Origin of the sequence: Mesorhizobium sp. C268A (assembly GCF_040324475.1) — a bacterium.
In the GTDB taxonomy this organism is placed as follows: Bacteria; Pseudomonadota; Alphaproteobacteria; order Rhizobiales; family Rhizobiaceae; genus Mesorhizobium.
Window position 1 is genome coordinate 3,645,445 of sequence record NZ_JAMYVX010000001.1, and the last position, 26,231, is coordinate 3,671,675.

The window sequence follows — 26,231 nt, forward strand, 5'->3', positions numbered from 1 at the left end:
CCTTGGGGTATTATGCCCTAGCCGGCACGCCGGATGATTTCATGAAATTCCTCCCGGCTGCCGGGTTCGTCGGCCGCGACCACCAGCGCCAGTTCGCGCTCGTCGAAGATCTTGAACCACTCGTCCCATTCGACCAGCTCGTAGCCGCCTGCGTTGACCGGGCGTTCAGGCTGATCCTGGTCCTGATAGGCGTGCTGGCCGAAGACGAGCCTCAGCAACGGCTGCGTTCCGGTTTCGGGCGATACATCGACGATCGCCGGAAATCCGGCGCGCCCTGCGGCCCATGAGCGAATTGCTTCGTGATCGGTCAGCGTGATCGTGTCGGCCATGAACAACTTCTCCTTGATTGCTGTCAGGAAACGCCGGCCTCAGGTCCCGGTTCCGTGCACCAGCTTCATGAGTGGCGACTTGCATATTCGTCCCGGCTTAACCGCTTGTTGGGGCTTGCGCTCTAAGGTCTTCCCGGACGTCAAGCGGGAAGTCACCGTCCTTTGGACACCGGCCTGTTCATAGCGCTGCTCAATCCGACGATCGCGCTGGCGCTCGGCGCGGCGTTCCTCGTGCTATGGTTCTATCAGCGCCACCGGCCCTATCTGGCTGTGCTCGGCACGAGCTATTGCGTGTCCGCGCCCGGCTTCCTGCTGCAGTATTTCACGCTGCCCGGCGGCATGGTGCTGACCAAGCTGGTCTCCAACCTCTGCTTCACGCTCGCCGCCTGCTGCCTCGTCGGTGCGATCATCTCGCGCTACGGCAGGCGCGTGCCCTATATCGCGATCGGCATTCTGGCGGCTGGCGGGATGGTCGCATTCTGCTGGTTCCTGTTCGTCCAGCCGGACTTAACTTGGCGCATCCTGTCGATCAATTTCGGCTTTGGCGGCCTCAGCCTGCTGGTCGCCGCCGAGCTGCGCGCCGTGCGCAAGAACGGCCCGACGGAAAAAATCCTGTTCGTACTGTCGCTGCTGTCCGGGCTGAACTTCATCGGCCGCACGCTGCTCGTCGTCATCTCGCACGGGCCGTTCACCAGCTATGACGGGTTTTATGGCTCGTCCTACTGGACGACGGCGCTTTTGACGCACGCGCTGCTGTCGTTGCTGATCGCGCTCTGCCTGTTCTCGGCAGCTGCGCTCGACGTGATGAAGGCGCTGAAGACCGAGACGCACACCGATCCGCTGTCTGGCCTGCTCAACCGCAGGGGTTTCGAGGAGCGCGCCTTGCTGGTGCTGCAGCATTGCGCTGTTACCAAGGTGCCGGTCGCGCTGGTGCTGGCCGATCTCGATCACTTCAAGGCGCTCAACGACAAATACGGACATGCCGCGGGCGACCAGGTGATCGCCGACTTCGCCGCCAAGCTTCGCGCGGCCGCCGGCACGCGTGCGGTTGCCGGCCGCATCGGCGGCGAGGAGTTCGCCGTGCTTCTGTCGCTGAGCGATCTTGCCACGGCGCGGCTGTTTGCCGAAGCCGTGCGCACGCACTATTCGGCCGGCAGTATCGACGGGTTGCCGCCGGGCACCAGGGTGACCGCGAGCTTCGGCGTCGCGGCGCGCACCGGCGACGAAGGGCTGGAGCCGCTGATGCGGCGCGCCGACGAAGCGCTCTACAAGGCCAAGAAGAACGGCCGCGACAGTGTGCGATTGTCCTATGAGCGGGCGGAAACGGTGTTCATCCCGGATACAGGCAGCGTCGGTTAGCGTCTCGCTTAAACGGCCTCTCGGCCGTGCCGGATCATCAGCGGCAAGGGCTGAGGTTGGGCATTTCGCCATCGGAGAGGCCGTACATATAGGAGCGGCCCTTCACGAACACTGGCGGCTGGTAGCAGCCACGCCTGGAGATGTGATCCGCCTCGTCTTCATAAAGGACTTCCGGTTCCGCTTCCGGCTGCCCGGCGCTGGTGTAGTCGGACAATTTCTTGGCCAGCCTGCCTTGGCCGACAATGATGCGCTTGTAGCCGGCGGCGCTGTCGATGACGAGATTGCCCAGGGAATCGGCATAGACGCGGTCATGATGGCGCGACCAGGCCATTGCCGGGGCGGCGAAGCCGAGACTGGCTGTCGCCAGCACAAGCGCCGCAAGGCGCGCTCTTCCTGAATTCGAAAGCATGGTGTCCTCTCTGCTGTGGACCCGATCGAATCTGAAATTAACCTTTTCTTAACCTTTGTTAAGAGGGCAGGCGCATCCGGCGGCGATCTCTCGCCAAACATGGTTAATATCCGACGGGATGGAAAACCCGGGCGTCATCATTCGGCCATGCTTGCCCGCACCATCGGCCGCGACGCACACAACTACGCTGACGTCGGGTGAGCTTGATCTTGGTGGAACATCGCGGCTAGTTAGCCGCGCAGGAGGACAGCATATGGCGTTACGCCGGACGTTTCGGGTGACGCTGTTGTCGATCCCCTTGCTGACTGCCGCAGCCTGCGTGCCGCAGAACGGCGCGCCGACGGCGGTGAATACCGTACCACCCACTGTCGCGCCCGCGCCGGCTCAGCAGTCCGCCCCACCTGTGGCGCCCCCGGCTTCCGCAACGGCTCCTGCAGCACCTGCCGCACCGCCAGCCAAGATTGTCACCGACCTTACGGCCCCGCGGTCTGCTGTCGGCACGGCGACTTACAGATGCGGCAATGGCGGTGTGATCACCATCCAGAACCTCGGCACGGCGCTGCGCGTTGTCAGGCCAGACGGCACGACCGAGGAGTTTGCCGCATCACCCGCCAACCAGTCCAGCCGCTACCAGGAAGCGGCGTCGCATGACGCAATCGTGATCGACGCGCGCGAGGCGCTGGTGATGAAGAGGGGCTCGACACCACAGACCTGCAAACGATAGCCTGGCGTCGATTGCAAAGGAAATGCCGCACTGCAGCGAACGGTGCGCCGGCTTTCGACGGTGGCCAAATCGATTGAAGCGAAACAGCAGCCTTTTGTCAGACTAAATGACGTTTTCAAAACGATTTTCCGGCTTTGACGCGGTGCAAAAAGAGCATTAGAAACCGGCTGTCTGAAGTCATATATCGAGGCGGTAAGTGCCGCTTTCCACCGCGGCTCCGGACATCGAACTGGGGCAGCCATGAGCAAATCACCAGCCACCCGAACCGCCAGACGTGAACGGCCGCTCTCGCCGCACCTGACGATTTACCGCCCACCGATCACCATGACGATGTCAATCATTCATCGCATCACTGGCGGGGCGCTGTATTTCGGCACGCTGCTGGTCGCCGCGTGGCTGATGGCGGCGGCGAGTTCGCAAGGCGCTTTCGATTGGATCAACTGGGCCTTCGGCACCTGGCTCGGCCGGCTCATCCTGTTCGGCTACACCTGGGCGCTGATGCACCACATGCTGGGCGGCGTGCGCCATCTCGTCTGGGACACCGGCGCCGGGCTGGAGAAACACACGGCATCGAAGATCGCCTGGGCGACGCTCGCCGGTTCCATCCTGCTCACGCTGCTGATCTGGGTCGCCGGCTACATGGCGCGGGGAACCTTGTGATGAGCGGCACGAACAACAACGATATGCGCACGCCGCTGGCCAAGGTCCGCGGTCTGGGCTCGGCCCGCGAAGGCACCGGGCATTTCTGGCGACAGCGGCTGACGGCCATTGCCAACATCCCGCTGATACTGTTCTTCGTCGGGTTCCTGATCGCGCTCAATGGCGCCGGCTTCGCCGAGGTGCGGGCGGCGCTCGCCAGTCCGTTCGTGGCGCTGGTGTTGGCGCTGGTGCTCGTTTCCGGTCTCACCCATATGCGTGTCGGCATGCAGGTCATTATCGAGGATTACGTGCATGCCGAAGGCATGAAGCTGGCGCTGATCGCACTCAGCACGTTTTTCACCATAGCGGTCGGCGTCGCCTCGATCTTCGCCCTGCTCAAACTGGCATTCGGAGGCTGATTTGGCCAAGGACGCGAAATCGGCCACCGGCTATACCTTTGTCGACCACAAGTTCGACGTGGTGGTCGTCGGCGCCGGCGGCGCCGGCCTGCGCGCCACGCTCGGCATGGCCGAGCAGGGCCTGCGCACGGCCTGCATCACCAAAGTGTTCCCGACCCGCTCGCACACGGTGGCGGCACAAGGCGGCATTGCCGCGTCGCTGTCCAACATGGGTCCGGACTCCTGGCAGTGGCACATGTACGACACCGTCAAGGGTTCGGACTGGCTGGGCGACGTCGACGCCATGGAATATCTGGTGCGCGAGGCACCGGCGGCGGTCTACGAGCTCGAGCATTACGGCGTGCCGTTCTCGCGCACCGAAGAGGGCAAGATCTACCAGCGGCCGTTCGGCGGACACATGATGAATTATGGCGACGGCCCGCCGGTGCAGCGCACCTGTGCTGCCGCCGACCGCACCGGTCACGCCATCCTGCACACGCTCTACGGCCAGTCGCTGAAGAACAATGCACAGTTCTTCATCGAGTATTTTGCGCTCGACCTGATCATGGAACCGGACGGCACCTGCACCGGCGTCGTCGCCTGGAACCTCGACGACGGCACCATCCATCGCTTCTCCGCCAAGATGGTGGTGCTGGCGACCGGCGGATATGGCCGCGCCTATTTCTCGGCGACGTCGGCGCACACCTGTACAGGCGACGGCGGCGGCATGGCGGCACGGGCCGGCTTCCCGTTGCAGGATATGGAGTTCGTGCAGTTTCATCCGACCGGCATCTACGGCGCCGGCTGCCTGATCACCGAAGGCGCGCGCGGCGAGGGCGGCTATCTCGTCAATTCCGAGGGCGAGCGCTTCATGGAGCGCTACGCGCCGTCGGCCAAGGACCTGGCCTCGCGCGACGTCGTCTCGCGTTGCATGACGCTGGAGATCCGCGAAGGCCGCGGGGTCGGCAAGAACAAGGACCATATCTTCCTGCATCTCGACCATCTCGATCCGGCCGTGCTGCATGAGCGGCTGCCGGGCATTTCGGAATCGGCCAGGATTTTCGCCGGCGTCGACCTGACCAAGGAGCCGATCCCCGTGCTGCCGACGGTGCACTACAATATGGGCGGCGTGCCGACCAATTACTGGGGCGAGGTGCTGAACCCGACTGTCGAGAATCCTGACCGGGTGTCACCCGGGCTGATGGCGGTCGGCGAGGCCGGCTGTGCCTCCGTGCACGGCGCCAACCGGCTGGGCTCGAACTCGCTGATCGATCTGGTGGTGTTCGGCCGCGCCGCCGCAATCCGCGCCGGCCAGGTCATCGACCGCAATTCGGCGATCCCTTCGCCCAACGAAGCCTCGGTCGAAAACATCATGGACCGCTTCGACCGGCTGCGCCACGCCAATGGCTCGACGCCAACCGCCGTTCTGCGTGAGAAAATGCAGAAGGCGATGCAGGAAGACGCCGCCGTGTTCCGCACACAGGAGTCGCTCGAAAACGGCTGCAAGCGCATTTCGCAGATATGGACCGAGCTCAAGGACCTGAAAGTCTCCGACCGCTCGACGATCTGGAATTCCGACCTGGTCGAGACGCTGGAGCTGGAAAATCTGATGGCCAACGCCATCACCACGGTCTACGGCGCCGAGGCGCGCAAGGAGAGCCGCGGCGCGCATGCGCGCGAAGATTTTTCGGCCCGAGACGACATTATCTGGCGCAAGCATACGCTGGCCCGGCTAAGCGAGGACGGCCAGGTGAGCCTCAGCTATCGTCCCGTGCACACCGAGCCGCTGGTGGCGGAAAAGGACGGCGGCATCAGTCTTGCCAAGATCGCGCCGAAGGCCAGGGTATACTGACCATGGTGCCGAAGCCCGTCATCCGAAAGGATCTGAGGTAATGGTCGAACTCACGCTTCCCAAGAACTCCAAGGTGCAGCCGGGCAAGACCTGGCCGAAGCCGGAGGGCGCCACCAACCTGCGGGAATACCGCATCTACCGCTGGTCGCCCGACGATGACGAGAACCCGCGCATCGACACCTATTTCGTCGACATGGACGATTGCGGGCCGATGGTGCTCGATGCGCTGCTCTGGATCAAGAACAAGATCGACCCGACGCTTGCCTTGCGCCGCTCCTGCCGCGAAGGCATTTGCGGCTCCTGCGCCATGAACATCGATGGCTCCAACACGCTGGCCTGCACCAAGGGCTGCGACGACATTTCCGGCGCCGTCAAAGTCTACCCGCTGCCGCATATGCAGGTGGTCAAGGATCTGGTGCCCGACCTCACCAATTTCTACGCCCAGCACGCCTCGATCCAGCCATGGCTGAAGACAGTGTCGCCAGAGCCAGCCAAGGAATGGCTGCAGAGCCATGAGGACCGCGAAAAGCTCGACGGGCTCTACGAGTGCATCCTATGCGCCTGCTGCTCGACCTCGTGCCCGAGCTATTGGTGGAACGGCGACCGCTATCTCGGCCCGGCGACGCTGCTGCAGGCCTATCGCTGGCTGATCGACAGCCGCGACGAAGCCACGGGCGAACGGCTCGACGATCTCGAAGACCCATTCCGGCTCTACCGCTGCCACACCATCATGAACTGCGCCCAGACCTGCCCGAAGGGGCTCAACCCGGCCAAGGCGATTGCCGAAATCAAAAAGATGATGGTGGAGCGGCGGGTTTAGTTGAGGCGAGTTCGCTCGCGGCAATCTCGGACGCGGCGATCCTTCGCGCCCCCCTCTGTCCTGCCGGACATCTCCCCCACGGGTGGGGAGATATCCGGTAGGACAGAGAGGTGGGCGCTGTCTCGCCGGCGCTAGAAAGGATACTCAACCCAATGAGCGAAGAGCTTCCAATCCTTAATCCGATCGAAGTCCGTGTGCTCGGCTGCCTGATCGAGAAGAAGGAGCTGACGCCGGATGTCTATCCGCTGACGCTGAATGCAGCACTTGCAGCCGCCAACCAGAAGACGGCGCGCGAGCCTGTGATGGCGCTCGAGCCGACAGAGGTGCATCGGACGCTGAAGCTGCTCGAGCAGAAGGGGCTGGTGCGTCAGATGTTCGGCTCGCGCGTCGAGCGCTATGAGCATCAGATGGCGCAGCGCTTCTCGCTGACGAGGCCGCAGACTGCGGTGATCGGCCTGCTTTTGCTGCGCGGGCCGCAGACGGCGCATGAGTTGCTGGCGCGAGCTGAGCGCATGGCGCGGTTTTCGTCGATCGAAGACCTGCGCGCTGAACTCGACATGCTGATCGGCCGCCGACCGCCGCTGATCCAGGAAATACCGCGCGGGCCAGGCCAGCGCGAGGACCGCTACGTGCATCTGCTCGCAGGACCGGTGGACGTCGCGGCGTTATCGGTGCAGCGGAGCGCGCCGGCCTTGCCTGCTTCCGACCTGGAAGCGAGATTGGAGGCTCTGGAGCAGGAAGTCGCAGCCCTTCGCGCCCGGCTTGATGCGCTGGGCGCCTAATAGTTATCCGAGACGTTGGTGGGACAGCACCCCCCTCTGGCCTGCCGGCCATCTCCCCCTCAAGTGGGGAGATCAGATGTCACGCCGGCCTTCGCCAATCACGAACGTCGAAAGAAAGTGCCAGCTACCGAGCTTCCAATCTCCCCGGGAGATGCCCGGCAGGGCAGAGGGGGGCGCGAAGAATCGCTACCCCGGGCAAAATCGGCGGATCACCCCAGCTTCGCGTCGAGCGACACTGCGATGGCCCCCAGCGCCTTCGAAACCGGGCACTCCGCCTTGGCCTTCTCGGCCAGTTCCTTGAACTTCGCCGCATCAATGCCCGGTACCTTGCCGATCAGGGTGATGGCGCTGCCGGTGATGCCGGTGCCGGGGACCAGCGTCACCACCGCCTTGGCGTCGAGCTCGGTGGCGGGCGTGCCGTTCTCGGCCAGGAAATGCGACAGCTGCATGGCGTAGCAGCCGGCGTGTGCCGCCGCGATCAACTCTTCGGGATTGGTGCCGGATTTGCCGCTCTCGTCCTCGAAGCGAGCCTTGAACGAATAGGGCGTGCCCTTCAAGGTGCCGCTCTGGCTGTCGAGCGTGCCCGTGCCCTCCTTCAGATTGCCTTTCCAGACGGCGTTTGCGGTGCGGTCCATAAGATTCTCCTTGATTACAGCGACAGCGCCGGCCACGCGGCGTTCCCTCCAACTATAGCGCGGCGGCAGGGGAAGACCACCGCGCTGTTTCGGCCGGATGCGACGCCGGCGAGCCCTGCAAATCTTTTCTGAAAAATGTGCGTGCAAAAATGTCGACTTGCATCGGCGCCGGCCGTCCTGCGAGCGTCCACGGATTCTCGTGGCGGATGGAGATCCAAGATGAACAATCTGTTTTCTGCCCATTGGAACGACGCCGACAAAAGCGCGCGTCTACGCGAGATCGAGTGCTCGCGATCTTCCGGCTTCGGCCGGCTGCTTGCTGCGGTCGCCGTGATCGGCATTGCGGTCTGCGTGCTCGACCACGCTGCTGCCGGCAAGGATGCCGCCGGCACCGTGATCGCCTATCGGTCGTCACAGCAAGGGAGCTGGAAATGAAATATGTCTGTCTGGTCTACGGCGAGGAAAAGGACCTCCATGCCATGACGCCGGAGCGTCTGGCCAAGCTCGACGCCGATTCGATGGCCTATGACCGGTCATTGGACCAGCAAGGCAAGCTGATCATCGCGCAGGCGCTGCAATCGGTGAAGACGTCGAAGACGGTGCGGCGGCGCCAAGGCAAGCGGCTGATCACTGACGGTCCGTTTGCCGAAACCAAGGAGCAGTTGCTTGGTTTCGTCATGATCGAAGCCGACACTCTCGAACAGGCGCTGGCGATCGCAGGCGAGATTCCGCTGGCCGAAATCGGCATGATCGAGGTCAGGGCGATCTACGACGTGCCGGGGTCATAGGCGGCGGCGAGGTCATGCAGGCCGGCGGATCATATCCGCCGCCTTCTCGGCGATCATCACCACTGGCGAGGCGGTGTTGCCGGAGACGATGCGCGGCATGATCGAGGCGTCGACGACGCGCAGGCCCTCGACACCGGTCACGCGCAGGTCCGGGCTGACGACGGCGCGGCCGTCGACACCCATCCTACAGGTGCCGACCGGGTGAAAGATGGTCGTCGCGATCGAGCCGATCTGGTGCAGCAGGTCCTCGTCCGACTGGTGGGCGAGACCAGGCAGGATTTCTTCCGGATGGAAGCCGGCAAGAGCCTTGGCGGTCATGATGCTGCGCGCCTGGCGCACCGAACGCAGCGCGATCTCGCGGTCGCGCGCCGTAGAGAGGTAGTTCAGCCGGATCTCCGGCTGCACGGCCAGCTCGCGCGTCGTAGCGTGCACCGAGCCGACGCTCTCGGGCCGCAGATTGCAGACCGACATGGTGATTGCCGGGAACGGGTGCAGCGGGTCGCCCAGCCGGTCGGTAGACAAGGGCTGGACGTGGTACTCCAGGTCCGGCGTCGCCATCGACGGATCGGATTTCGAGAACATGCCGAACTGGCTCGGCGCCATCGACATCGGTCCCGAGCGGCCAAAGGCATATTGCAGCGCGATCTTCGCCTTGCCGCTCAGGCTGTTGGCTAGCGTGTTGAGCGTCAGCGCCGACGACACTTTGTAGACAGTGCGGATCTGCAGATGGTCCTGAAGGTTCTCGCCGACATCGGGGCTGGCGTGAACCACATCGATGCCGAGCGCGGCGAGGCGATCCGGCTCGCCGACCCCGGAAAGCTCCAGCAGTTTCGGCGTGTTAATCGAGCCGGCGGTCAGCAGCACCTCGCTCCTGGCCTTTGCCTCGATGGTTTGGCCGCCGACGCGATAACAAACGCCGATAGCACGCTTGCCCTCGAACAACACCGTCTCGACATGGGCGTTGACGACCAGCCTGAGGTTCGGCCGTCGCAGCGCCGGGCGCAAGAATGCCTTGGCTGTGTTCCAGCGCACGCCCTTGCTCTGGTTGACTTCGAAGAAGCCGGACCCCTCATTGTCGCCGTCGTTAAAATCCTCGCGCGGCATGATGCCGAATTCCTTGGCCGCCTCCTGCACGGTGTTCAGGATCGGCCAGGACAGGCGTTGCCGCGCCACTTTCCATTCGCCGCCGGAACCGTGCAGCTCGGTCTTGCCGCCATGATGGTCCTCGGATTTGAGGAAATAGGGCAGCACATCGTCCCAGCCCCAGCCGACATTGCCCATCTGCCGCCAGCCATCATAGTCCGCCGCCTGTCCCCGCATGTAGATCATGCCGTTGACCGAGGTGCAGCCGCCCAGCACCTTGCCCCGGGGATAGACCAGCGAGCGGCCGTTCAGGCCGGCTTCGGGGCAGTCTTCATCATCCAGTCGGTGCGCGGATTGCCGATGCAATAGAGATAGCCGACCGGGATATGCACCCAGTGATAATTGTCGCTGCCGCCGGCCTCGAGCAGCAGCACGCGCGTCGCCGGGTTTTCGCTCAGCCGATTGGCCAGCACGCAGCCCGCCGTGCCTGCGCCGACGATGATGTAGTCGTAGTCGCCATCGATCCGTTGGGTCATTGCGGTGGTTTACTCGGCGGTGTTCTACTCGGTTCTGCCGCCTGTTCGTCCCAGAACGATCGCAGCGTATCGGCAAGGCCGCAATAGGCGCGATAACGCCTGTTGTAATGGTCCTGCATGGCCGGGTTCGGACGGTAGGCGGCGCTTGACCGGGTCATGGCGTCGACGCCGGCCTCGTAGTCGGCGAACAGGCCGGCCGCGACCCCGGCGCCGATCGCCGCACCAAGTGCGCCGGTCTCGCGTGCTTCGGGGACGATGATGGGCACGCCAAGCCCGTCGGCGAAGATTTGCGGCCAGTGCTCGCTGCGCGAGCCGCCGCCGGATAGCACCGCTCTGTCGAAGCCGACGCCGGCGTCCTTCAGGACATTGATGTGGCGCCTATGCTCGAACATCACGCCCTCGAACAGCGCGCGCAGCATATTGCCTTCCTTGTGGCCAGCCGGCAAGGCCGTAGAAGCCGGCGCGGTATTCCGCCCCTTGCCCCGACCCGTAGAGAAACGGGTGGAACATCGGATCGTCCCAGGCCGGCGTCACCGCGCCGACAGCCGCATTGCAGTGGCCGAACGGATCGTCATGATGAGCACCGCGCTCGATGCGAAGTCGGCGTTATCGCTAAGCGGTTGCATCATTAGTGCCCGTGACGAGCGACCTGAACCCAGGACGTCCGATCTCGGCGTCTGGATGATTAGGGGGCCAGCTCTGTTTTCTCATCAGATACAATTCTTGCGTGTTGAAGCAACGCCGGAGTTCTCCTATCGTCGCCTCAATTTTCGGGGGAATTCGACATGCCTTTCCTGATTGCTATTCTCGGCGTGCTGGGAGCCGGGGCGTTCTGGTGGTATCGCATGAAGGCCATGAACGAAGCCGCGCGCGAGGTCGCGGACGTCGTCGGCCGCGTTCAGGGCAACATAAGGCGCAAGAAGCTGCGCAAGCAGGCGGCGCTGTCGCCGCTGACGGCGATCGACGATCCGGTGGTGGCGGCGGCAACGCTGATCACCGCACTGGCAGCGGAGCACGGCCCCATCCTGCCGAAGCGCGAAACGGTCATCCGCGAGGTGATCTCGCAGATTGCGGACAACCAGAAGAAGACCGATGAAGCCGTCGTCTACGCCAAATGGGCCGCGGCGCAGATCGACGACACGACGATCGTCATCGACAAGCTGGCGCCCTTCCTGCGCGAGCGCCTCGATCCGCATGAGCGCGAAGACCTGCTGCAGATGCTGGATCGTGTTGCCAAGAGCGGCGAGCAGAGTTTCAAGGTCGCCGACCAACGCATGCTGCGACTGCGGCAGAAGCTGGGGTTTGAGGTCAACTGACCTCGGTCAACATTGATCTTGAACGGAAGGCGGTCGTCCCCACATCAATGGGACGGTACCCCCAAACCGTCAAGGCACAGATGGAAGCAATTGCGTACGTGGCTGCGGAATTGGCCGATCTGATCGGCATACTGTTTGGTGACAGATTGCGCAAATCCCGCGCCGGCAGGCTGGTAATCGGCACGCTGGTCGCCATTGTGGTCTTCTACTACCTTGTCTGGCTGCTAGATCGCCTCCCCCTTCAATAGTCGCGGTGTGCCGCCGGAAAGCCCCGACGCCTGGCGGATGAAGAACTCCTTCAGCCTGGGCATCCGTTCGACAAGGCCGAGGCCTATGTCGCGGAGCTGGCGCAGCGGGCCGATGTCGTTGGAAAACAGCCGGTTCAGCACATCTGTGGTGACGCCCATCTGCACCGTGTCGAAGCGGCGCCATTGCTGGTAGCGCTCGAGCACGTCGAGCGCGCCGATATCCTGTCCCAAGCGATCGGCCTCGACCACCACTTCGGCAAGGGCCGCCACATCCTTGAAGCCGAGATTGAGGCCCTGGCCGGCGATCGGGTGGATGCCGTGCGCGGCGTCGCCGGCAAGTGCTACGCGCGGGGCGACGAAGGCGCGCGCGATGGTCAGGCCGAGCGGCCAGGCGCGCGGCTTGTCGGTGACGCGGATTTCGCCGAGCTTCAGGCCGAAGCGCAATTCAAGCTCCTGCTCGAAGACGAGGTCGTCGCCCGAGACCAGCTTTTCGGCATCCTCGGAACGTTCGACCCAGACCAGCGACGAACGGTTGGTGCCGTCCTCGGTGGGCTTGAGCGGCAGCGTTGCAAAAGGGCCGGCCGGGAGAAAATGCTCTTCGGCGCGGCCATTGTGCGGGCGCTCATGCGCCACCGTGCAGACGATGCCGGACTGGCCATATTCCCATTTCACCGTCTTGATGCCGGCCATGTCGCGCAATTTGGAATTGACGCCGTCGGCGGCGACCAGCAGCCGCGCCTCAATCGCCGCGCCGTCGGCCAGATGCACGGTGATGCCGGCGCCATTGCCGTCGAACGATGCGACCGCGACACCTTCGATGATGTCGATGCCGAGCTTTTGCGCGCGGCGGCGCAAGGCGCCGTTCAGGTCCTTGTTGGCGACCATGTGGGCGAACGGTTCGCCCGGCGCGACCTCGCCATCGAAGGTGAGAAACACCGGACGCACCGGATCGGCGGTGCGCGAATCGGTGACGATCATCTCGGTGATCGCCTGCGATTGCCCGACGATTTCCTGCCAGACGCCGAGCTGGTCGAGCATGCGGCAGGCGGCGGCGGCGATCGCCGAGGCGCGGCCATCCTTTTGCCAGACGCCGGGGGGCGCGGCATCGACGACGGCGACAGCCAGGTTCGGCCGCGCCTGTTTCAGCGACACGGCGGCCGCGAGGCCGACATAGCCGGCGCCAGCGACCAGCACGTCGAGCGGGGTTTTTGCGTCCGGGTTGCGGTTCGCCATGTCAATTCCTTTCGAAGTCTCGACCATCCCCGCCCACTGGGGCATTCCGGCCTTGACTGCCCGCCATTCCTGTCGGAAACCGCCATAGCATCTTACGGCGAGGTCACGAAGCATGACGGCGGCCATGGACGAGCTTCTCAGCATTCTCGACCTCGAGCAGCTGGAACACAATCTGTACCGTGGTCGCAGCCCCAAGCTCGACTGGCAGCGCGTTTTCGGCGGCCAGACCATCGCCCAGGCGCTGGTCGCCGCGCAGCGCACCGTCGAGCCCGAGCGCCACGTGCATTCGCTGCACGGCTATTTCATGCGGCCCGGCGACACCAAGGTGCCGATCGTCTACGAGGTCGACCGCATCCGCGATGGCGGCTCCTTCACCACGCGGCGCGTGGTGGCGATCCAGCACGGCCAGGCGATCTTTTCGCTGGAAGCCTCGTTCCAGCAGGACGAGGTTGGCCTTGAGCATCAGCTGCCGATGCCGCGCGACGTGCCGCCGCCCGACAGCCTGTTGTCGCAGCGCGAATTGCTGGGCAAGTTCGGCGAGGCGGTGCCGGACGGCATCAAGCGCTACTGGGAGCGTGACCGGCCGATCGAGATGAAGCCGGTGATGCTGAAGCATTACACCAGCCGCGAAAAGCTGGAGCCGCAGCAGAACATCTGGATCCGCAGCACCGGCCCGGTGCCGGCCGACCGCGGCATCCAGGCGGCGGTGCTTGCCTACCTCTCCGACATGACGCTGCTCGACACCTCGACCTTTGCGCACGGCCGCGCCATTTTCGACCGCGACATCCAGGCGGCGAGCCTCGACCATGCGATGTGGTTCCATCGCAGCCATCCGCTCGATGGTTGGATCCTGTACACGCAGGACAGCCCGTCGACGCAGGGGTCGCGCGGCTTCACCCGCGGCTCGCTGTTTGCCCGCGACGGCACGCTGATCGCCTCGGTTGCCCAGGAAGGCCTGATCCGGCTGAAGCGGCCGCCTGCGAAATAGGCATTTTCGAAAAATTGCCTACTTTTTAATCAGTGACTGTCCGTTGACAGTGCGCACCGTGCCGCCGCGACTCGAGCGATCCGTTTGTTTACAATGAGTTAACACCCTGCTTCGGCAACTGGCACGGAGCTTGAATCCTGTCGGGCACTCTCCGGGCTTTTTGGGATCGGTGAAGGTGTGCAAACGCGGGGGACCGCAACAGCAAAGGGTGAAACCTTATGAAAATCGTGATGGCAATCATCAAGCCGTTCAAGCTCGACGAGGTGCGCGAAGCGCTCACCGCCGTCGGCATCCAGGGCCTGACCGTCACCGAAGTCAAAGGCTACGGGCGTCAGAAGGGACACACGGAAATCTATCGCGGGGCGGAATACGCGGTCAGTTTCCTGCCGAAAATCAAGATCGAAGTCGCGGTCAGCACAGACCTGGTCGACAAGGCCGTCGAAGCCATCACGGCGGCGGCCAAGACCGGCCAGATCGGCGACGGCAAGATCTTCGTCTTCGGCATCGATCAGGCGGTGCGCATCCGTACCGGCGAAACAGACACCGACGCACTTTGAGCGGCGAACACGTATTCCAATGGAGAGTTCAATGAATATACCTTCCACCTTGAAGTCAGTGGCGCGCTCCGCGCTGCTGGGCTCTTTAGCGCTCGGAGCATTGGGAACGGTTGCTGCCTTCGCGCAGGAGGCGGCTCCCGCCGTCGCCGCGGCAGCGCCAACAGCGCCGGCTTTTACCGTCGACAAGGGCGACACCACGTGGATGATGATTTCCACCGTGCTGGTGCTGTTGATGACCATTCCCGGCCTTGCGCTTTTCTACGGCGGCCTGGTTCGTACCAAGAACATGCTATCGGTGCTGATGCAGGTCTTCACCATCACCAGCGTGGTCATGATCATCTGGGTTTTCTACGGCTACAGCCTCGCCTTCACCCCGGGCAACGCCTTCGTCGGCGGCCTTTCGAAGATGTTTCTCTCCGGCGTCAACGTATCGACGCTTTCGGAAACCTTCAGCAAGGGCGTCGCCATTCCTGAACTGGTGTTCGTCGTCTTCCAGATGACCTTCGCCTGCATCACGCCCGCCCTGATCGTCGGCGCATTCGCCGAACGCGTCAAATTCTCCGCCTTGATCCTTTTCGTTATCCTATGGGTGACGTTAATCTACTTCCCGATCGCGCACATGGTCTGGTTCTGGGGCGGCCCGAGCGCCTATGCCGACCCGTCCGGCCTGATCTTCAGCTTCGGCGCCATCGACTTCGCCGGCGGCACGGTCGTTCACATCAATGCGGGCATTGCCGGCCTCGTCGGCGCGCTGATGATCGGCAAGCGCATCGGCTACAAGAAGGACATCATGGCGCCGCACTCGATGACGCTGACCATGGTCGGCGCTTCATTGCTGTGGGTCGGCTGGTTCGGCTTCAACGCCGGTTCGAACCTCGAAGCGAACGCCTATGCGGTGCTGGCCATGATCAACACCTTCGTCGCCACGGCGGCGGCGGCGGTGGCCTGGATCGTGCTTGAATCGCTGCTGCGCGGCAAAGCCTCCATGCTCGGCGCTGTTTCGGGCGCCGTCACCGGCCTCGTCGCGATTACGCCGGCTGCAGGTTTTGCCGGCCCGATGGGCGCTATCGTGCTTGGCATCGTCGCCACCTTCGTCTGCTACTTCTTCGTCTCGGTGGTGAAGAACACATTCGACTATGATGACAGCCTCGATGTCTTCGGCGTCCACTGCGTCGGTGGCATCATCGGTGCGCTCGGCACTGGCATTCTGGTAAATCCCGCCCTCGGCGGCGCCGGCATCGTCGACTATTCGACGGCCGACTTCGCCGCCGGCTATGCCGGCACGGCCACGCAGCTCTTGGCGCAGGGCAAAGGCGTCCTGGTAACCCTGCTGTGGTCGGGCATCGGCAGCGCCATCCTCTACAAGGTTGTCGACTTGATCATCGGTCTGCGTCCGACAGCCGACGCCGAGCGCGAAGGCCTCGACCTGACTTCGCATGGCGAAGCGGCCTACCACTCGTAAGCCTTGCGGGGCGGCCTCGGCCGCCCCGCATTCTCCCATCCCGTCGTGACGCTCCCGAAAGGAGTTCACGCTTTGAGGCCCGGGTCATTCCGGGCCTCTCTTTTTGGCAACCGTGCTGGCAGGCCTCGGTCCCTGCGCAATCACGTTCTAGTGATGGCCGCCGGCGGGGAGACGTCGACCGGATTGGTTCCGAACTGTTGAGACTGCCTACAGTGGAGTGAGCAAGATCGTGGCTCTGGGTGCGTATAGTTAATGCGGCCTTAACCTTCCCCCCGATAGTCTGACATCCGAATCTGCCGGAGTGCGTCATGCGCCCGGCCAGTCCATGACAGACGGGGAACGAAGCATGCGTTCAGGGGCTTCAGCACCGCTCGCGCTGACCGATACGGGGCACGGCATCCAGGCATTCGCGCGGCGCCAGGTCGGGCGGCTGGTCGGCGCCGGCCTGTTTGCGCTGGTCGCCTTTGGCGTCGCGGCGCTGGCGACCTGGAACGTCGCCGATCCCAGCTTCTCGCACGCCACCGACAACATCGTCACCAACGCCATGGGCTATGCGGGCGCGGTATTCTCCGACCTCGCCATGCAGTTCTTCGGCCTTGCCGCGGTTGCCGCCCTGGTGCCGGCGGTGATCTGGGGCTTTCTTCTGTTTTCGGCGCGCGGCGTCGACAGGCTGCCGAAGCGCGGCCTTGCCTGGTTCGGCTTCGCGCTGCTCGCGGCGGCGATGGCCGGCTGCGTGGTGCCGCCCAAGACGTGGCCGTTGCCGACCGGCCTCGGTGGCGTGTTCGGCGACATGGTGCTCAATATTCCGGGCCTGGGCATTGGCGGCTACCCGACCGGCATCGTTGCCAGCATCATTGCCATGGTGCTCATTGCGCCGGCGCTGTGGCTGTTTGCCTATGGCTCGGCGCTGATTGCGCGCAAGAACGGCTTTGCGGTCATGGAGCGCACCGCGGAGCCCGATCCCCGAGAGGACGACCTGCTCTTCGACGAAGACGAGGACGAGGGCGACGAGGGGATACTGGCGCTCGGCGCCGTTACCCACTGGTGGCTGTCTTTCCGCGCCTGGATGCATCGCCGGGCTGTGCGCCGCCAGCAGGAGCGCGACGAGTTCGAGCCGGAGATGGAGCAGCGCTCCACCGCATGGCGCCGCGCCGCCGAACGGGTCGAATCGGCGGAATTCGCCGAAGCGCGGATGAGCCCGGATGGCCGCGCCCGCGTCGAGCCGGAATTCTTCGCCGCCATGGTCAATGACCGCAGCGTTTCCGTCGATCCGGACGATGACGACGTCCTCGATGCCGGCTTCGACAATGGCGACGAGGAGGTCGAACTCGACGACGAGCCGGTCCAGCGCCGTGCCGCGCCGAACGCCAAGGTGCAAAACTTCCGGTCAGATGCGGCGACCCGGGTCGCCGCACCTGCGCCGCGTCCCGCTCCCGGCGCGCGCGTCCAGCGCGAGGCGCAGACCTCGCTGATCGGCTCGGAAACATTCGAAATGCCGTCGCTGCATTTCCTGTCGGAGCCGAAGAACGTGGTGCGCGACGCCAGCCTGTCCAAGGACGCGCTGGAGCAGAATGCGCGCCTGCTCGAAGGCGTTCTGGAGGATTTCGGCGTCAAGGGCGAGATTATCGCGGTGCGGCCCGGCCCCGTCGTCACGCTCTATGAACTGGAACCGGCGCCCGGCATCAAATCGTCGCGCGTCATCGGCCTGTCCGACGACATCGCCCGCTCGATGAGCGCGATTGCCTGCCGCGTCGCCGTGGTGCCCGGCCGCAACGCCATCGGCATCGAATTGCCGAATGCCAAGCGCGAGACCGTCTATCTCCGGGAGATCCTGGCCAGCCGCGATTTCGAGACGACCAAGTCCAAGCTGGCGCTGGCGCTGGGCAAGACCATCAATGGCGAGGCGGTGATCGTCGACATCGCCAAGATGCCGCATGTGCTGGTCGCAGGCACCACCGGCTCCGGCAAGTCCGTCGCCATCAACACCATGATCCTGTCGCTGCTCTACAAGCTGACGCCGCAGGACTGCCGGCTGATCATGATCGACCCGAAGATGCTCGAACTTTCCGTCTATGACGGCATCCCGCACCTTCTGACGCCGGTGGTCACCGACCCGAAGAAGGCCGTGGTGGCGTTGAAATGGACCGTGCGCGAGATGGAGGACCGCTACCGCAAGATGTCCAAGGTCGGCGTGCGCAACATCGACGGCTTCAACGCGCGCGTGCAGTTGGCTGAAAAGAAGGGCGAAAAAATCTCGCGCACCGTGCAGACCGGCTTCGACCGCCAGACCGGCGAGGCGATCTACGAGACCGAGAACCTCGATCTCGAGCCGATGCCCTACATCGTCGTCATCATCGACGAGATGGCCGATTTGATGATGGTCGCCGGCAAGGACATCGAAGGCGCGGTGCAGCGCCTGGCACAGATGGCGCGCGCGGCCGGCATCCATGTCATCATGGCGACGCAGCGTCCGTCGGTCGACGTCATCACCGGCACCATCAAGGCCAATTTCCCGACCCGTATCTCCTTTCAGGTGACGTCGAAGATCGACAGCCGCACCATTCTGGGCGAGCAGGGCGCCGAGCAGCTGCTCGGCATGGGCGACATGCTGTACATGGCCGGCGGCGGCCGCATCCAGCGCGTGCACGGCCCGTTCGTCGCCGACGACGAGGTCGAGAAGATCGTCGCCCATCTGAAGCTGCAGGGCGTGCCCGAATATCTCGACGCCATCACCGAGGATGACGCCGAGGACGATGACGAGCCGTCGGGCAAGGGCGGCGCTGGCGGTGGCGGCAACAGCAATTTCGAGGATTCCGACGATCCCTACGACCAGGCGGTCTCGGTCGTGCTGCGCGACGGCAAGGCGTCGACCAGCTATATCCAACGCCGGCTCGGCATCGGCTACAACCGCGCCGCCTCGATCATCGAGAAGATGGAGAAGGAAGGCATTGTCGGCCCGGCCAACCATGCCGGCAAACGCGAAATCCTGGTGCCGACCGAGGACGACAAGTTCTGATCAGCCGATACGGCCCGGCGGCAACCTTGAACCTTTTGGCGCGTTACAGCGACTGAGCGCTGTCCGGCCCGCCAAACTTAAGTCTAACTGGGCGTCCACGGACTGCAACGAGACACACACCACACGAGAGTGACCGGCATGAAAAACGATCTTTCCGCGATCAGCGATTTCGCTCCAAACCGTCGCCAGTTGCTCGGCCTTGGCCTGATGCTTGCCGGCGCCGCGGCCATCAACGTCGTGCCGGGGTTCCAGCTCTTGGCCTCGGCGCAGGCGGCGGTGCCGCCGACGGCGCAAAAGATCGCCGACCATTTCTCCTCGGTCAAATCGATGAGCGGCGAGTTCGTCCAGTTCGGCCCCAACAACCAGCAGACCGGCGGCAAGTTCTTCCTTGAGCGGCCAGGCAAGATTCGCTTCAACTATGACGGCAAGTCGAATTTCCGGGTGATTTCCGACGGCAAGTCGGTGGTCATCCTCAACAAGCGGCTGAAAACGTCCGATCTCTATCCGTTGTCGAAGACACCGCTGAAGCTGTTGCTCGACACCAAGATCGACCTCTCGGGCGGCCGCGTCAAATCGATCAAGGAAGAGAGCGACCTCACCACCATCCAGCTTGCCGACAAGTCGGTGTTCGGCAATTCGAAGATCACCATGATGTTCGATCCGAAATCCTATGATCTGCGCCAGTGGACCATCACCGACGCGCAGGGCAAGGACACCACGGTGATGATCTACAACACCAAGGAAGGCGTCAGCTTCCCTGCGGATACGTTCGCCATCGACTATACGGCGAACCGCGAGCTGAACACCAACCACCGCTAGATCCGGTCAGTCCGGCCTGCAAATGGCGATCTCCTGCGCTTCCGGCGCTCACGTGGTTTAAGTACGCTCCGCTCCGGTTCTCGGAGACCACCATTTTCGACTCGGCCTGACCTGAATCAGGGCCGCCGCCCGCAAAGGCTGGCTTGTTTTTGTGGCGCTCGGCTGGCAGTAGATCGGCGACCTTGTTCGGATCGCCGCATGCCCTTCGCCATCGCCACCTGGAACATCAATTCCGTGCGCCTGCGCATGCCGATCGTCGAGCGGCTGCTGACGGAGCAGGCGCCCGATGTGCTTTGCCTGCAGGAGACGAAGGTTCCCGACGAGCTGTTTCCAGAAAAGGCGTTCCGCAAGGCCGGCTACGAGCACATCGCATTCCATGGCCAGAAGGGCTATCACGGCGTTGCGACGGTGGCGCGGCGGCCGATCGAGATTGTCGAGAAACGGCGCTTCTGCGAGATCGATGACAGCCGGCATCTGTCGGTCAAGGTGCAGGCCGGCGGCAAGGCAATCCTGGTCCACAATTTCTACGTGCCGGCCGGCGGCGACGAGCCCGATCCGGAGATCAACCGCAAGTTCCGCCACAAGCTCGATTTCGTTGCCGAGATGAACGCCATCCGCGCCGCGCATGACGAGGTGTCGGCCTCGATCCTGGTCGGCGACCTCAACATCGCTCCGCAGGAGCACGATGTCTGGTCGCACAAGCAATTGCTCAACGTCGTCAGCCACACGCCGGTCGAGACGCAAAATTTCGACGCGATGCGGATCGCCGGCGACTGGGTCGACCTGATGCGGCTCGACGTGCCGCCAGAGCAGAAGCTCTACACCTGGTGGAGCTATCGCGCGCGGGACTGGGAAGCCTCGAACCGCGGCCGCCGGCTCGACCATGTCTGGTCGTCACCGAACCTGGTGCCGAGCTTTGCCGGCTATGAGATCCTGCGAGAGGCGCGTGGCTGGGAGCGGCCCTCGGACCATGTGCCGGTGATTGCGCGGTTCGACCTGGATTAGGCGTGTCGATATTCAGGTGAGGCCGGCCTCCAATGGCCGATACCTGCGCTTCCGGTGCTCGCGTACTTTGAGTACGCTCCGCTCCGGTTCTCGGTATCAGCCATTTTCGACTCGGCCTGACCTGAATCTCGACACACCCAAGCGTGAGCGCGGTCGCGGGGACCTACCCGCCAAACCTTGGGGCCAACTTCTCGATGCGGGCGATCATCGCCTGAAAATCATCGAGGATGCGCTGGTGCAGTTTCACCGCCACTTCGGGATATTCCTCCAGGATGCGGCGAAACATCTTGCGGCTCAACCTTATCACTTCCGAATCGGTCTCGGCCGAGGCGCTGGTCAGCCGTCTTGAGTCGGCGATCAGCGCCAGTTCGCTGAGGATCGTGCCGGGGCCGGCGGTGCCGATCGGGATGCGGCCGCCACCCTGCTCCCGGTAGAGCACGATGCGGCCACTGACCACGATATAGGCCGAGTCGGCTTCGTCATCCTCGCGGTACAGCTTGCGGTCGGCCTGCAGATGGGTGGCTTCGGCGCCGAAGGCGAGCAGGCGCAGCTGTTCCTGCGTGAAACCCTCAAAGAGCTTCACGGCGGACAGGATGCGGATGTCGTCATCCAGCGCCATCTCTAGCTGCGTCCCCGAACGGTCAGTCCAATCCCTCCCTTAGAGCGCCGCGTGTCCAATTGAACGCGCAAAGGACGCTCTAACACTTCAATCTGCGCAGCGGGCCGATCCAGGCTCCCCCAGCCGGATCCTCCCCGAAACAGTCCCGCCCCGACCGCTTATTGAACAATGAAAAGTTTAAGGAACCAGCTTGTAGCCGCCGCTTTCTGTCACAAGAATTTCAGCATTGGAAGGATCGCGCTCGATCTTCTGGCGCAGCCGGTAGACGTGAGTTTCCAGCGTGTGCGTGGTGACGCCGGAATTGTAGCCCCACACTTCCTCGAGCAGGACGTCGCGCGTCACCACCTTCTGGTCGGCTCGATAGAGATATTTGATGATCGAGGCTTCCTTCTCGGTCAGCCGCACCTTGCCGCCGCGCTGGTCGATCAGAAGCTTCTGGCTGGGCTTGAACGTGTAGGGCCCGACCGAAAAGGTGGCGTCTTCGCTCTGCTCGTGCTGGCGCAGTTGTGCGCGTATGCGGGCGAGCAGCACGGCGAAGCGGAACGGCTTGGTGACATAGTCGTTGGCGCCGGCCTCGAGGCCCAGAATTGTGTCGGAATCGGTATCGTGGCCGGTCAGCATGATGATCGGCGCCTTGTAGCCGCCCTTGCGCAGGATCTTCACCGCCTCGCGGCCATCCATGTCGGGCAGCCCGACGTCCATGATGAGCAGGTCGATGAGCCCGCCGCGCGCCGCGGCGACGCCTTTGGCGGCGGTCGCTTCCTGCAAGACGTCGAATTCTTCGTAAAGGGCCAGTTGCTCGACGAGGGTTCCGCGCAGGTCGTCATCGTCGTCAACGATCAGAATGGTACGTGATGTCATGGATCAATCCATTGTTTTGAAAAGAATTTTCAGTTGACCGCCCCCCATTTATGCGGAAGCTGACCGGCGCAACAGTCCGATCACAGTGATTTGTTCCGTGACACGATCATACAAGAAAAAACGCGATCGCAATGCAGCCGGCGCAATTTTGCCGAAAGGGCTGCGTGTGCTGGTGGTTCGGGCGAGGCCGGGCAACCCCAGCCAGGGGATATTGCAGGCCGGCAGCAAGGTGTTTGCCTGCGCGCTCGGACGCGGCGGCATCTCGGCCAACAAGCGCGAAGGCGACGGTGCGACGCCGCTTGGCGAGATGCGGATTTTGTCAGGATATTTTCGGGGCGATCATTTCGCGGCCGGCCGCAAACCCGGCTGGCGATGGCGCCGATCGGCGCCGATCTCGGCTGGTGCGAGGTGCCGGACGACCGCAACTACAACCGGCCGGTGAAAATCCCCTATGGCGCCAGCCATGAGCGAATGCGGCGCGACGACCGCCTCTATGACGCCTGCCTGGTGCTCGACTGGAACATGGCGCCGCGCCGGCGCGGCCGTGGCAGCGCCATCTTCTTCCATCTGGCGCGCCCAGGCTTCACACCGACGCAAGGCTGCGTGGCGGTGACAGCGCGGACAATGGCGCGGCTGTTGCCGCTGGTGTCGGACCGGACGGTGGTGAGGGTGGTGAGGTAGGGAGTAGGGAGTAGGGAGTAGGGAGTAGGGAGTAGGGAGTAGGGAGTAGGGAGTAGGATGGTCTCGGCGTCGTTTCAATCCTTCACTACTCACTACTCACTACTCACCATTGCCTAACGCCTTCTCGGCTTCTGCCACCCAGTGTCCAGCAATCCAAGCCGGCCGAGTTCCCGGTCCACGGCCCGCGTCACGTCCTTGCGCTGCGCGCCGACGTCGCGCAACTGGCGATCCGACAGATCCTCCACGTCCTGGCGCGGCAGGTTGATGGCGACTTTCGCATGGCGAAGCCAGTCCGTTACGGCATGCAACCAGTTCGAGCGAGCTGCTGGCGAGTTCAAAACGAAGATGGACATGATGCGCTCCCGTGTTCCGCCGGATATCAAATCCGGCTTGATGGTGTTTCGATGGATGCATCATGCCGCATTGAAATACATGAGAGAAACGAGTAGTTCTTTTCGGATCGTCAAGTTTTATTTGAGGATACGTTGATGTCCCGTCTGTTGCCCGGAACGCGCGCGCTGAGGACTCTGGAAGCCGCCGCCCGCCACCTCAATTTCACCCGCGCTGCCGACGAGCTCGGGCTGACGCCGGCGGCGGTCAGCCACCAGATCAAGGAAATCGAGGATCAGCTCGGGCTGGTGCTGTTCACGCGAACCAGTCGTACCATCCGGTTGACCGAGGCAGGTACGGTGCTGTTCGAGGCCTCGATCGATGCGCTCGACCTGCTCAACCGGGCGGTGTCGCGGGCGCGCAAGCTGACGCGCGGCACGGCATTGCTGAAGGTAACGCTCGACGCGCAGTTCGCGTCAAAATGGCTGATGCGGCGCGTCGACGATTTTCGCAAACTTCAGCCCAGTATCGAGCTGAGGTTCGACATCGGCTACGAAGTGCGCGATTTCGAACTCGACGACGTCGATGTCGGCATCCGGTTCGGGGTCGGCAAGTATCCGGGGCTTCGCGCCCATCGCCTGTTCGACAACATCCTCATTCCGGTGTGCAGCCCGAGCCTGCTGACCTCCGGCCCGCCGCTGCGCGAACCGCGCGACCTCTTCAACCACACGCTTGCCCATATCGAATGGTCGCGCCAAGGCGTGACATGGCCGAACTGGCGCATGTGGATGGCGGCGGCCGGCATCAACGATTTCGACGACAGCCGGACTATCGTGTTTGAAACCTCTACCGATGCCGTGCAGGCGGCGCTCGACGGCAATGCCGTGGCGCTCGCCGAGTTCGCCATGGTGGCAAACGACCTTTCCCAGGGAAGGCTGGTGCAGCCCTTTGAACTCGGTCTGCGCGTGGGGCCGGAGTTCGGCTACTTCCTGGTCTATCCCGAGAGCACTGCCAACGATCCGCGCATCATCGCTTTCCGCGAATGGATCCTCGACGAAGTCGCCAGGACGCAGACCTGACGACTTCTGCAGGCCTCAGCCGGCGACCGGCGTCCCGAACCAGCCGATCACCGCGCCGATGATCAACAGCACGCCGAGCCAGTGGCCGCCGTCGATCAGGGTCAGGTCCCAGCCGAAATTCTCATAGCGATGGTTGGCCGTCAGCGTCGTGGCGACGAAACCCAGCCAGAGGACGAAGCCGAAGACCAGCCCTGCGACAAGGACCGGCTCGCCGCCCGTCATCGCGCCGACGACCAAGGCCAAGACCAGCGCCATGATCAGCTCGGCGATGAAGGAGATGATGAAGGGCAATATTGATTTCTTTGACGTTGACGGATCGATCCTGGCCGCCCTCATCCAAGGCTTGCTGAGGACCGTGTACCAGACCGCGCCAAACAGCCACGCCGCGACGGCCGCAACAACCACCGCCAGCCAGTTCACCACTGAAAAATCCATAAAGCCCTCCCCTCAAGCATGCCGCCCAAAGCCTGACGGTTCTGGGATAACGACATGCGTATTCTTCAAATCAATGCGCGATGGAACGCCTGTTCGGCAATGCCGTCAAGCGAGGCGCCACACCGTGGTGCGCTTGACCACGGCGTCCTCCAGCGCCCGCGTCACCGCCACTTCGTAGACGGCGAGCGGCTCCAGTCCCGCCTTCGGCATGTAGGAGCGGCCCGGATCGCCGACGAGGATGTCAGCGCCGCGCGCCTTCAGTGTCGAAAACCACGGCATCAGCGTGTCGGCGAAGGATTTGTCGTAGAAGACGTCGCCGGCCAGCACCACGTCCCAGCCGGCGTCGGTGCCGATGCAGTCCGTGCCGCAAAAGTCGATGGCAACGCCATTGGCCTCTGCGTTGAGGCGGATCGCCGTTTCGCAGAACGGGTCGATGTCGGCGGCGATCACGTGCGCCGCACCCGCCTTGGCGGCGGCGATGGCGACAAGGCCGGAGCCGGAGGCGAAGTCGAGCACGCGTTTGCCCCGCACATCCGACGGATTGTCCAGCACGTAACGGGCAAGGCCCTGACCGCCGGCCCAGGCAAAGGCCCAGAACGGCGGCGGCAGGCCGATTTCAATCAGCTCGTTCTCCGTGCGCTGCCAGAGGTCATGCGCTTCGTCGGCAAGATTGAGGACAATCTCCGGCACATGCGGCGGCGACATAAGCGCCGTGTTGTCGAGAATGAACTTTTTCGCGCTGTTCGGCGTGAGGACCGTCACGGAGCCGGCGTCAGGCCGCCCATGCGGCAGACTTCCTTCCATTCGGCCGGCGTCACCGGCTGTACGGAAAGCCGTCCAAGCCGCACCAGCGCCATCTCGGCAAGCTTCGGATTTGCCTTGACCTGCTCCAGCGTCGGCGGGTTCGGCACGTCCTTGAAGGCGCGGATGTCGACGCATTCCCAGCGCGGATCGTCGGTGGTGCTGTCGGGATGGGCAAGCCCGCAGACTTCGGCAATGCCGACGACGTTCAGCCCTTCATTGGAGTGATAGAAGAAGCCGAGATCGCCGATCTGCATCGCCTTCATGTTGTTGCGCGCTGCATAGTTGCGCACGCCGTCCCACTGCGTGCCGGCCTTGCCCTTGGCCTTCAGCGCCTCGAAGGAGAAGACCGAAGGTTCGGATTTGAACAGCCAGTAGTTCATGTCTTTGCTCCAACTACTATTTTTTGCGCAATTCCGGACGGAAA

28 protein-coding genes and 3 pseudogenes are annotated in these 26,231 nt (G+C 63.5%); 19 read left to right on the top strand and 12 right to left on the bottom strand.

What is annotated here, in order from left to right; all coding sequences use genetic code 11:
* Positions 1-17: 17 nt before the first annotated feature.
* A complete protein-coding gene (locus NKL06_RS17745) occupies positions 18-329 on the bottom strand; it encodes a hypothetical protein (RefSeq protein ID WP_023670517.1) in 312 nt (103 codons plus the stop codon).
* A 162-nt stretch (positions 330-491) separates the two neighbouring features.
* On the opposite strand from NKL06_RS17745, the gene NKL06_RS17750 reads away from it, so the two are divergent.
* On the top strand, positions 492-1,688 hold the full coding sequence (locus NKL06_RS17750) for a GGDEF domain-containing protein (RefSeq protein ID WP_023694498.1): 1,197 nt from the start codon (positions 492-494) through the stop codon (positions 1,686-1,688).
* 37 nt (positions 1,689-1,725) lie between these two features.
* On the opposite strand, the gene NKL06_RS17755 is transcribed toward NKL06_RS17750, so the two are convergent.
* Positions 1,726-2,097, bottom strand: coding sequence for a hypothetical protein (locus NKL06_RS17755; RefSeq protein ID WP_023687709.1), 372 nt, complete (start codon positions 2,095-2,097; stop codon positions 1,726-1,728).
* Between the two features lie 253 nt (positions 2,098-2,350).
* Here NKL06_RS17755 and NKL06_RS17760 point away from each other — a divergent pair, with 253 nt between their 5' ends.
* From NKL06_RS17760 to NKL06_RS17785, 6 genes are all read left to right on the top strand, one after another.
* Positions 2,351-2,821, top strand: a complete 471-nt coding sequence (locus NKL06_RS17760; RefSeq protein WP_023736777.1) for a hypothetical protein — start codon at positions 2,351-2,353, stop codon at positions 2,819-2,821.
* A 240-nt stretch (positions 2,822-3,061) separates the two neighbouring features.
* A complete protein-coding gene (gene sdhC, locus NKL06_RS17765; RefSeq protein WP_023683884.1) occupies positions 3,062-3,481 on the top strand; it encodes a succinate dehydrogenase, cytochrome b556 subunit in 420 nt (139 codons plus the stop codon).
* Positions 3,481-3,879, top strand: coding sequence for a succinate dehydrogenase, hydrophobic membrane anchor protein (gene sdhD, locus NKL06_RS17770; RefSeq protein ID WP_023683885.1), 399 nt, complete (start codon positions 3,481-3,483; stop codon positions 3,877-3,879). Before sdhC ends, sdhD begins: the two co-directional genes overlap by 1 nt.
* A gap of 1 nt (position 3,880) precedes the next feature.
* Positions 3,881-5,710 (top strand): succinate dehydrogenase flavoprotein subunit, encoded by a 1,830-nt coding sequence (gene sdhA / locus NKL06_RS17775; RefSeq protein WP_023694495.1) that lies wholly within the window; start codon positions 3,881-3,883, stop codon positions 5,708-5,710.
* A 40-nt stretch (positions 5,711-5,750) separates the two neighbouring features.
* Positions 5,751-6,530, top strand: coding sequence for a succinate dehydrogenase iron-sulfur subunit (locus tag NKL06_RS17780; protein ID WP_023670510.1), 780 nt, complete (start codon positions 5,751-5,753; stop codon positions 6,528-6,530).
* Positions 6,531-6,682: 152 nt separating this feature from the next.
* Positions 6,683-7,312, top strand: coding sequence for a YceH family protein (locus NKL06_RS17785; RefSeq protein WP_023683887.1), 630 nt, complete (start codon positions 6,683-6,685; stop codon positions 7,310-7,312).
* Positions 7,313-7,521: 209 nt separating this feature from the next.
* On the opposite strand, the gene NKL06_RS17790 is transcribed toward NKL06_RS17785, so the two are convergent.
* A complete protein-coding gene (locus tag NKL06_RS17790; protein WP_023807689.1) occupies positions 7,522-7,947 on the bottom strand; it encodes an OsmC family protein in 426 nt (141 codons plus the stop codon).
* A 219-nt stretch (positions 7,948-8,166) separates the two neighbouring features.
* Here NKL06_RS17790 and NKL06_RS17795 point away from each other — a divergent pair, with 219 nt between their 5' ends.
* Together NKL06_RS17795 and NKL06_RS17800 are read left to right on the top strand one after the other, a co-directional pair.
* A complete protein-coding gene (locus NKL06_RS17795) occupies positions 8,167-8,382 on the top strand; it encodes a hypothetical protein (RefSeq protein ID WP_023694493.1) in 216 nt (71 codons plus the stop codon).
* A complete protein-coding gene (locus tag NKL06_RS17800) occupies positions 8,379-8,735 on the top strand; it encodes a YciI family protein (RefSeq protein WP_023694492.1) in 357 nt (118 codons plus the stop codon). The genes NKL06_RS17795 and NKL06_RS17800 overlap by 4 nt, the downstream gene beginning before the upstream one ends.
* A 12-nt stretch (positions 8,736-8,747) precedes the next feature.
* On the opposite strand, the pseudogene NKL06_RS17805 reads toward NKL06_RS17800, so the two are convergent.
* A pseudogene (locus NKL06_RS17805) lies at positions 8,748-10,354 on the bottom strand (GMC family oxidoreductase).
* Positions 10,351-10,942: pseudogene (locus tag NKL06_RS17810) on the bottom strand (FGGY-family carbohydrate kinase); the annotation flags it as partial. The pseudogenes NKL06_RS17810 and NKL06_RS17805, both read right to left, overlap by 4 nt.
* A 197-nt stretch (positions 10,943-11,139) precedes the next feature.
* Between NKL06_RS17810 and NKL06_RS17815 the strand changes: the two are divergent.
* Both NKL06_RS17815 and NKL06_RS17820 read left to right on the top strand, forming a co-directional pair.
* The gene (locus NKL06_RS17815; protein WP_023670503.1) at positions 11,140-11,670 is read left to right on the top strand and encodes a hypothetical protein; all 531 of its coding nucleotides are present in this window, start codon (positions 11,140-11,142) and stop codon (positions 11,668-11,670) included.
* A gap of 98 nt (positions 11,671-11,768) precedes the next feature.
* Entirely contained in the window at positions 11,769-11,918 is a 150-nt protein-coding gene (locus tag NKL06_RS17820; protein WP_155921632.1) for a hypothetical protein, read from the top strand.
* Here NKL06_RS17820 and NKL06_RS17825 read toward each other — a convergent pair.
* Positions 11,895-13,151, bottom strand: a complete 1,257-nt coding sequence (locus tag NKL06_RS17825) for a ubiquinone biosynthesis hydroxylase (RefSeq protein ID WP_023807691.1) — start codon at positions 13,149-13,151, stop codon at positions 11,895-11,897. The two genes, NKL06_RS17820 and NKL06_RS17825, sit on opposite strands and share 24 nt — an antisense overlap.
* 112 nt (positions 13,152-13,263) lie before the next feature.
* On the opposite strand from NKL06_RS17825, the gene NKL06_RS17830 reads away from it, so the two are divergent.
* The 6 genes from NKL06_RS17830 (at position 13,264) to xth (ending at position 20,998) form a co-directional block, all read left to right on the top strand.
* On the top strand, positions 13,264-14,139 hold the full coding sequence (locus NKL06_RS17830; RefSeq protein ID WP_023694486.1) for an acyl-CoA thioesterase: 876 nt from the start codon (positions 13,264-13,266) through the stop codon (positions 14,137-14,139).
* A 218-nt stretch (positions 14,140-14,357) separates the two neighbouring features.
* Entirely contained in the window at positions 14,358-14,696 is a 339-nt protein-coding gene (locus NKL06_RS17835; protein ID WP_023670499.1) for a P-II family nitrogen regulator, read from the top strand.
* Between the two features lie 13 nt (positions 14,697-14,709).
* Positions 14,710-16,158 carry an ammonium transporter gene (locus NKL06_RS17840; protein WP_502903788.1) on the top strand — a complete coding sequence of 483 codons (1,449 nt, stop codon included), beginning with the start codon at positions 14,710-14,712 and terminating at the stop codon, positions 16,156-16,158.
* A gap of 346 nt (positions 16,159-16,504) precedes the next feature.
* Complete coding sequence (locus tag NKL06_RS17845) at positions 16,505-19,174, top strand: DNA translocase FtsK (RefSeq protein ID WP_023807693.1); 2,670 nt, start codon at positions 16,505-16,507, stop codon at positions 19,172-19,174.
* Positions 19,175-19,312: 138 nt separating this feature from the next.
* Positions 19,313-19,993 (top strand): outer-membrane lipoprotein carrier protein LolA, encoded by a 681-nt coding sequence (locus tag NKL06_RS17850; RefSeq protein WP_023683897.1) that lies wholly within the window; start codon positions 19,313-19,315, stop codon positions 19,991-19,993.
* A gap of 198 nt (positions 19,994-20,191) precedes the next feature.
* On the top strand, positions 20,192-20,998 hold the full coding sequence (gene xth / locus NKL06_RS17855; RefSeq protein ID WP_023694483.1) for an exodeoxyribonuclease III: 807 nt from the start codon (positions 20,192-20,194) through the stop codon (positions 20,996-20,998).
* A gap of 163 nt (positions 20,999-21,161) precedes the next feature.
* Here xth and NKL06_RS17860 read toward each other — a convergent pair whose 3' ends face one another.
* Together NKL06_RS17860 and NKL06_RS17865 are read right to left on the bottom strand one after the other, a co-directional pair.
* A complete protein-coding gene (locus NKL06_RS17860) occupies positions 21,162-21,617 on the bottom strand; it encodes a cyclic nucleotide-binding domain-containing protein (RefSeq protein ID WP_023694482.1) in 456 nt (151 codons plus the stop codon).
* 177 nt (positions 21,618-21,794) lie between these two features.
* Positions 21,795-22,478, bottom strand: a complete 684-nt coding sequence (locus NKL06_RS17865; RefSeq protein WP_023670493.1) for a response regulator transcription factor — start codon at positions 22,476-22,478, stop codon at positions 21,795-21,797.
* Between the two features lie 145 nt (positions 22,479-22,623).
* Here NKL06_RS17865 and NKL06_RS17870 point away from each other — a divergent pair.
* Positions 22,624-23,159 (top strand): annotated as a pseudogene (locus tag NKL06_RS17870) (L,D-transpeptidase family protein).
* Positions 23,160-23,272: 113 nt separating this feature from the next.
* Here the strand turns inward: NKL06_RS17870 and NKL06_RS17875 are convergent.
* Positions 23,273-23,512 (bottom strand): hypothetical protein, encoded by a 240-nt coding sequence (locus NKL06_RS17875; RefSeq protein ID WP_023694480.1) that lies wholly within the window; start codon positions 23,510-23,512, stop codon positions 23,273-23,275.
* A 135-nt stretch (positions 23,513-23,647) separates the two neighbouring features.
* On the opposite strand from NKL06_RS17875, the gene gcvA reads away from it, so the two are divergent.
* A complete protein-coding gene (gcvA, locus tag NKL06_RS17880) occupies positions 23,648-24,568 on the top strand; it encodes a transcriptional regulator GcvA (protein WP_023694479.1) in 921 nt (306 codons plus the stop codon).
* A 15-nt stretch (positions 24,569-24,583) separates the two neighbouring features.
* Here gcvA and NKL06_RS17885 read toward each other — a convergent pair whose 3' ends face one another.
* The 3 genes from NKL06_RS17885 to NKL06_RS17895 form a co-directional block, all read right to left on the bottom strand.
* Positions 24,584-25,003 carry a DUF1761 domain-containing protein gene (locus tag NKL06_RS17885; RefSeq protein ID WP_023694478.1) on the bottom strand — a complete coding sequence of 140 codons (420 nt, stop codon included), beginning with the start codon at positions 25,001-25,003 and terminating at the stop codon, positions 24,584-24,586.
* Between the two features lie 105 nt (positions 25,004-25,108).
* The gene (locus tag NKL06_RS17890) at positions 25,109-25,807 is read right to left on the bottom strand and encodes a class I SAM-dependent methyltransferase (RefSeq protein WP_023694477.1); all 699 of its coding nucleotides are present in this window, start codon (positions 25,805-25,807) and stop codon (positions 25,109-25,111) included.
* Positions 25,762-26,187 carry an EVE domain-containing protein gene (locus NKL06_RS17895; RefSeq protein ID WP_023683904.1) on the bottom strand — a complete coding sequence of 142 codons (426 nt, stop codon included), beginning with the start codon at positions 26,185-26,187 and terminating at the stop codon, positions 25,762-25,764. Before NKL06_RS17895 ends, NKL06_RS17890 begins: the two co-directional genes overlap by 46 nt.
* Positions 26,188-26,231 lie beyond the last annotated feature (44 nt).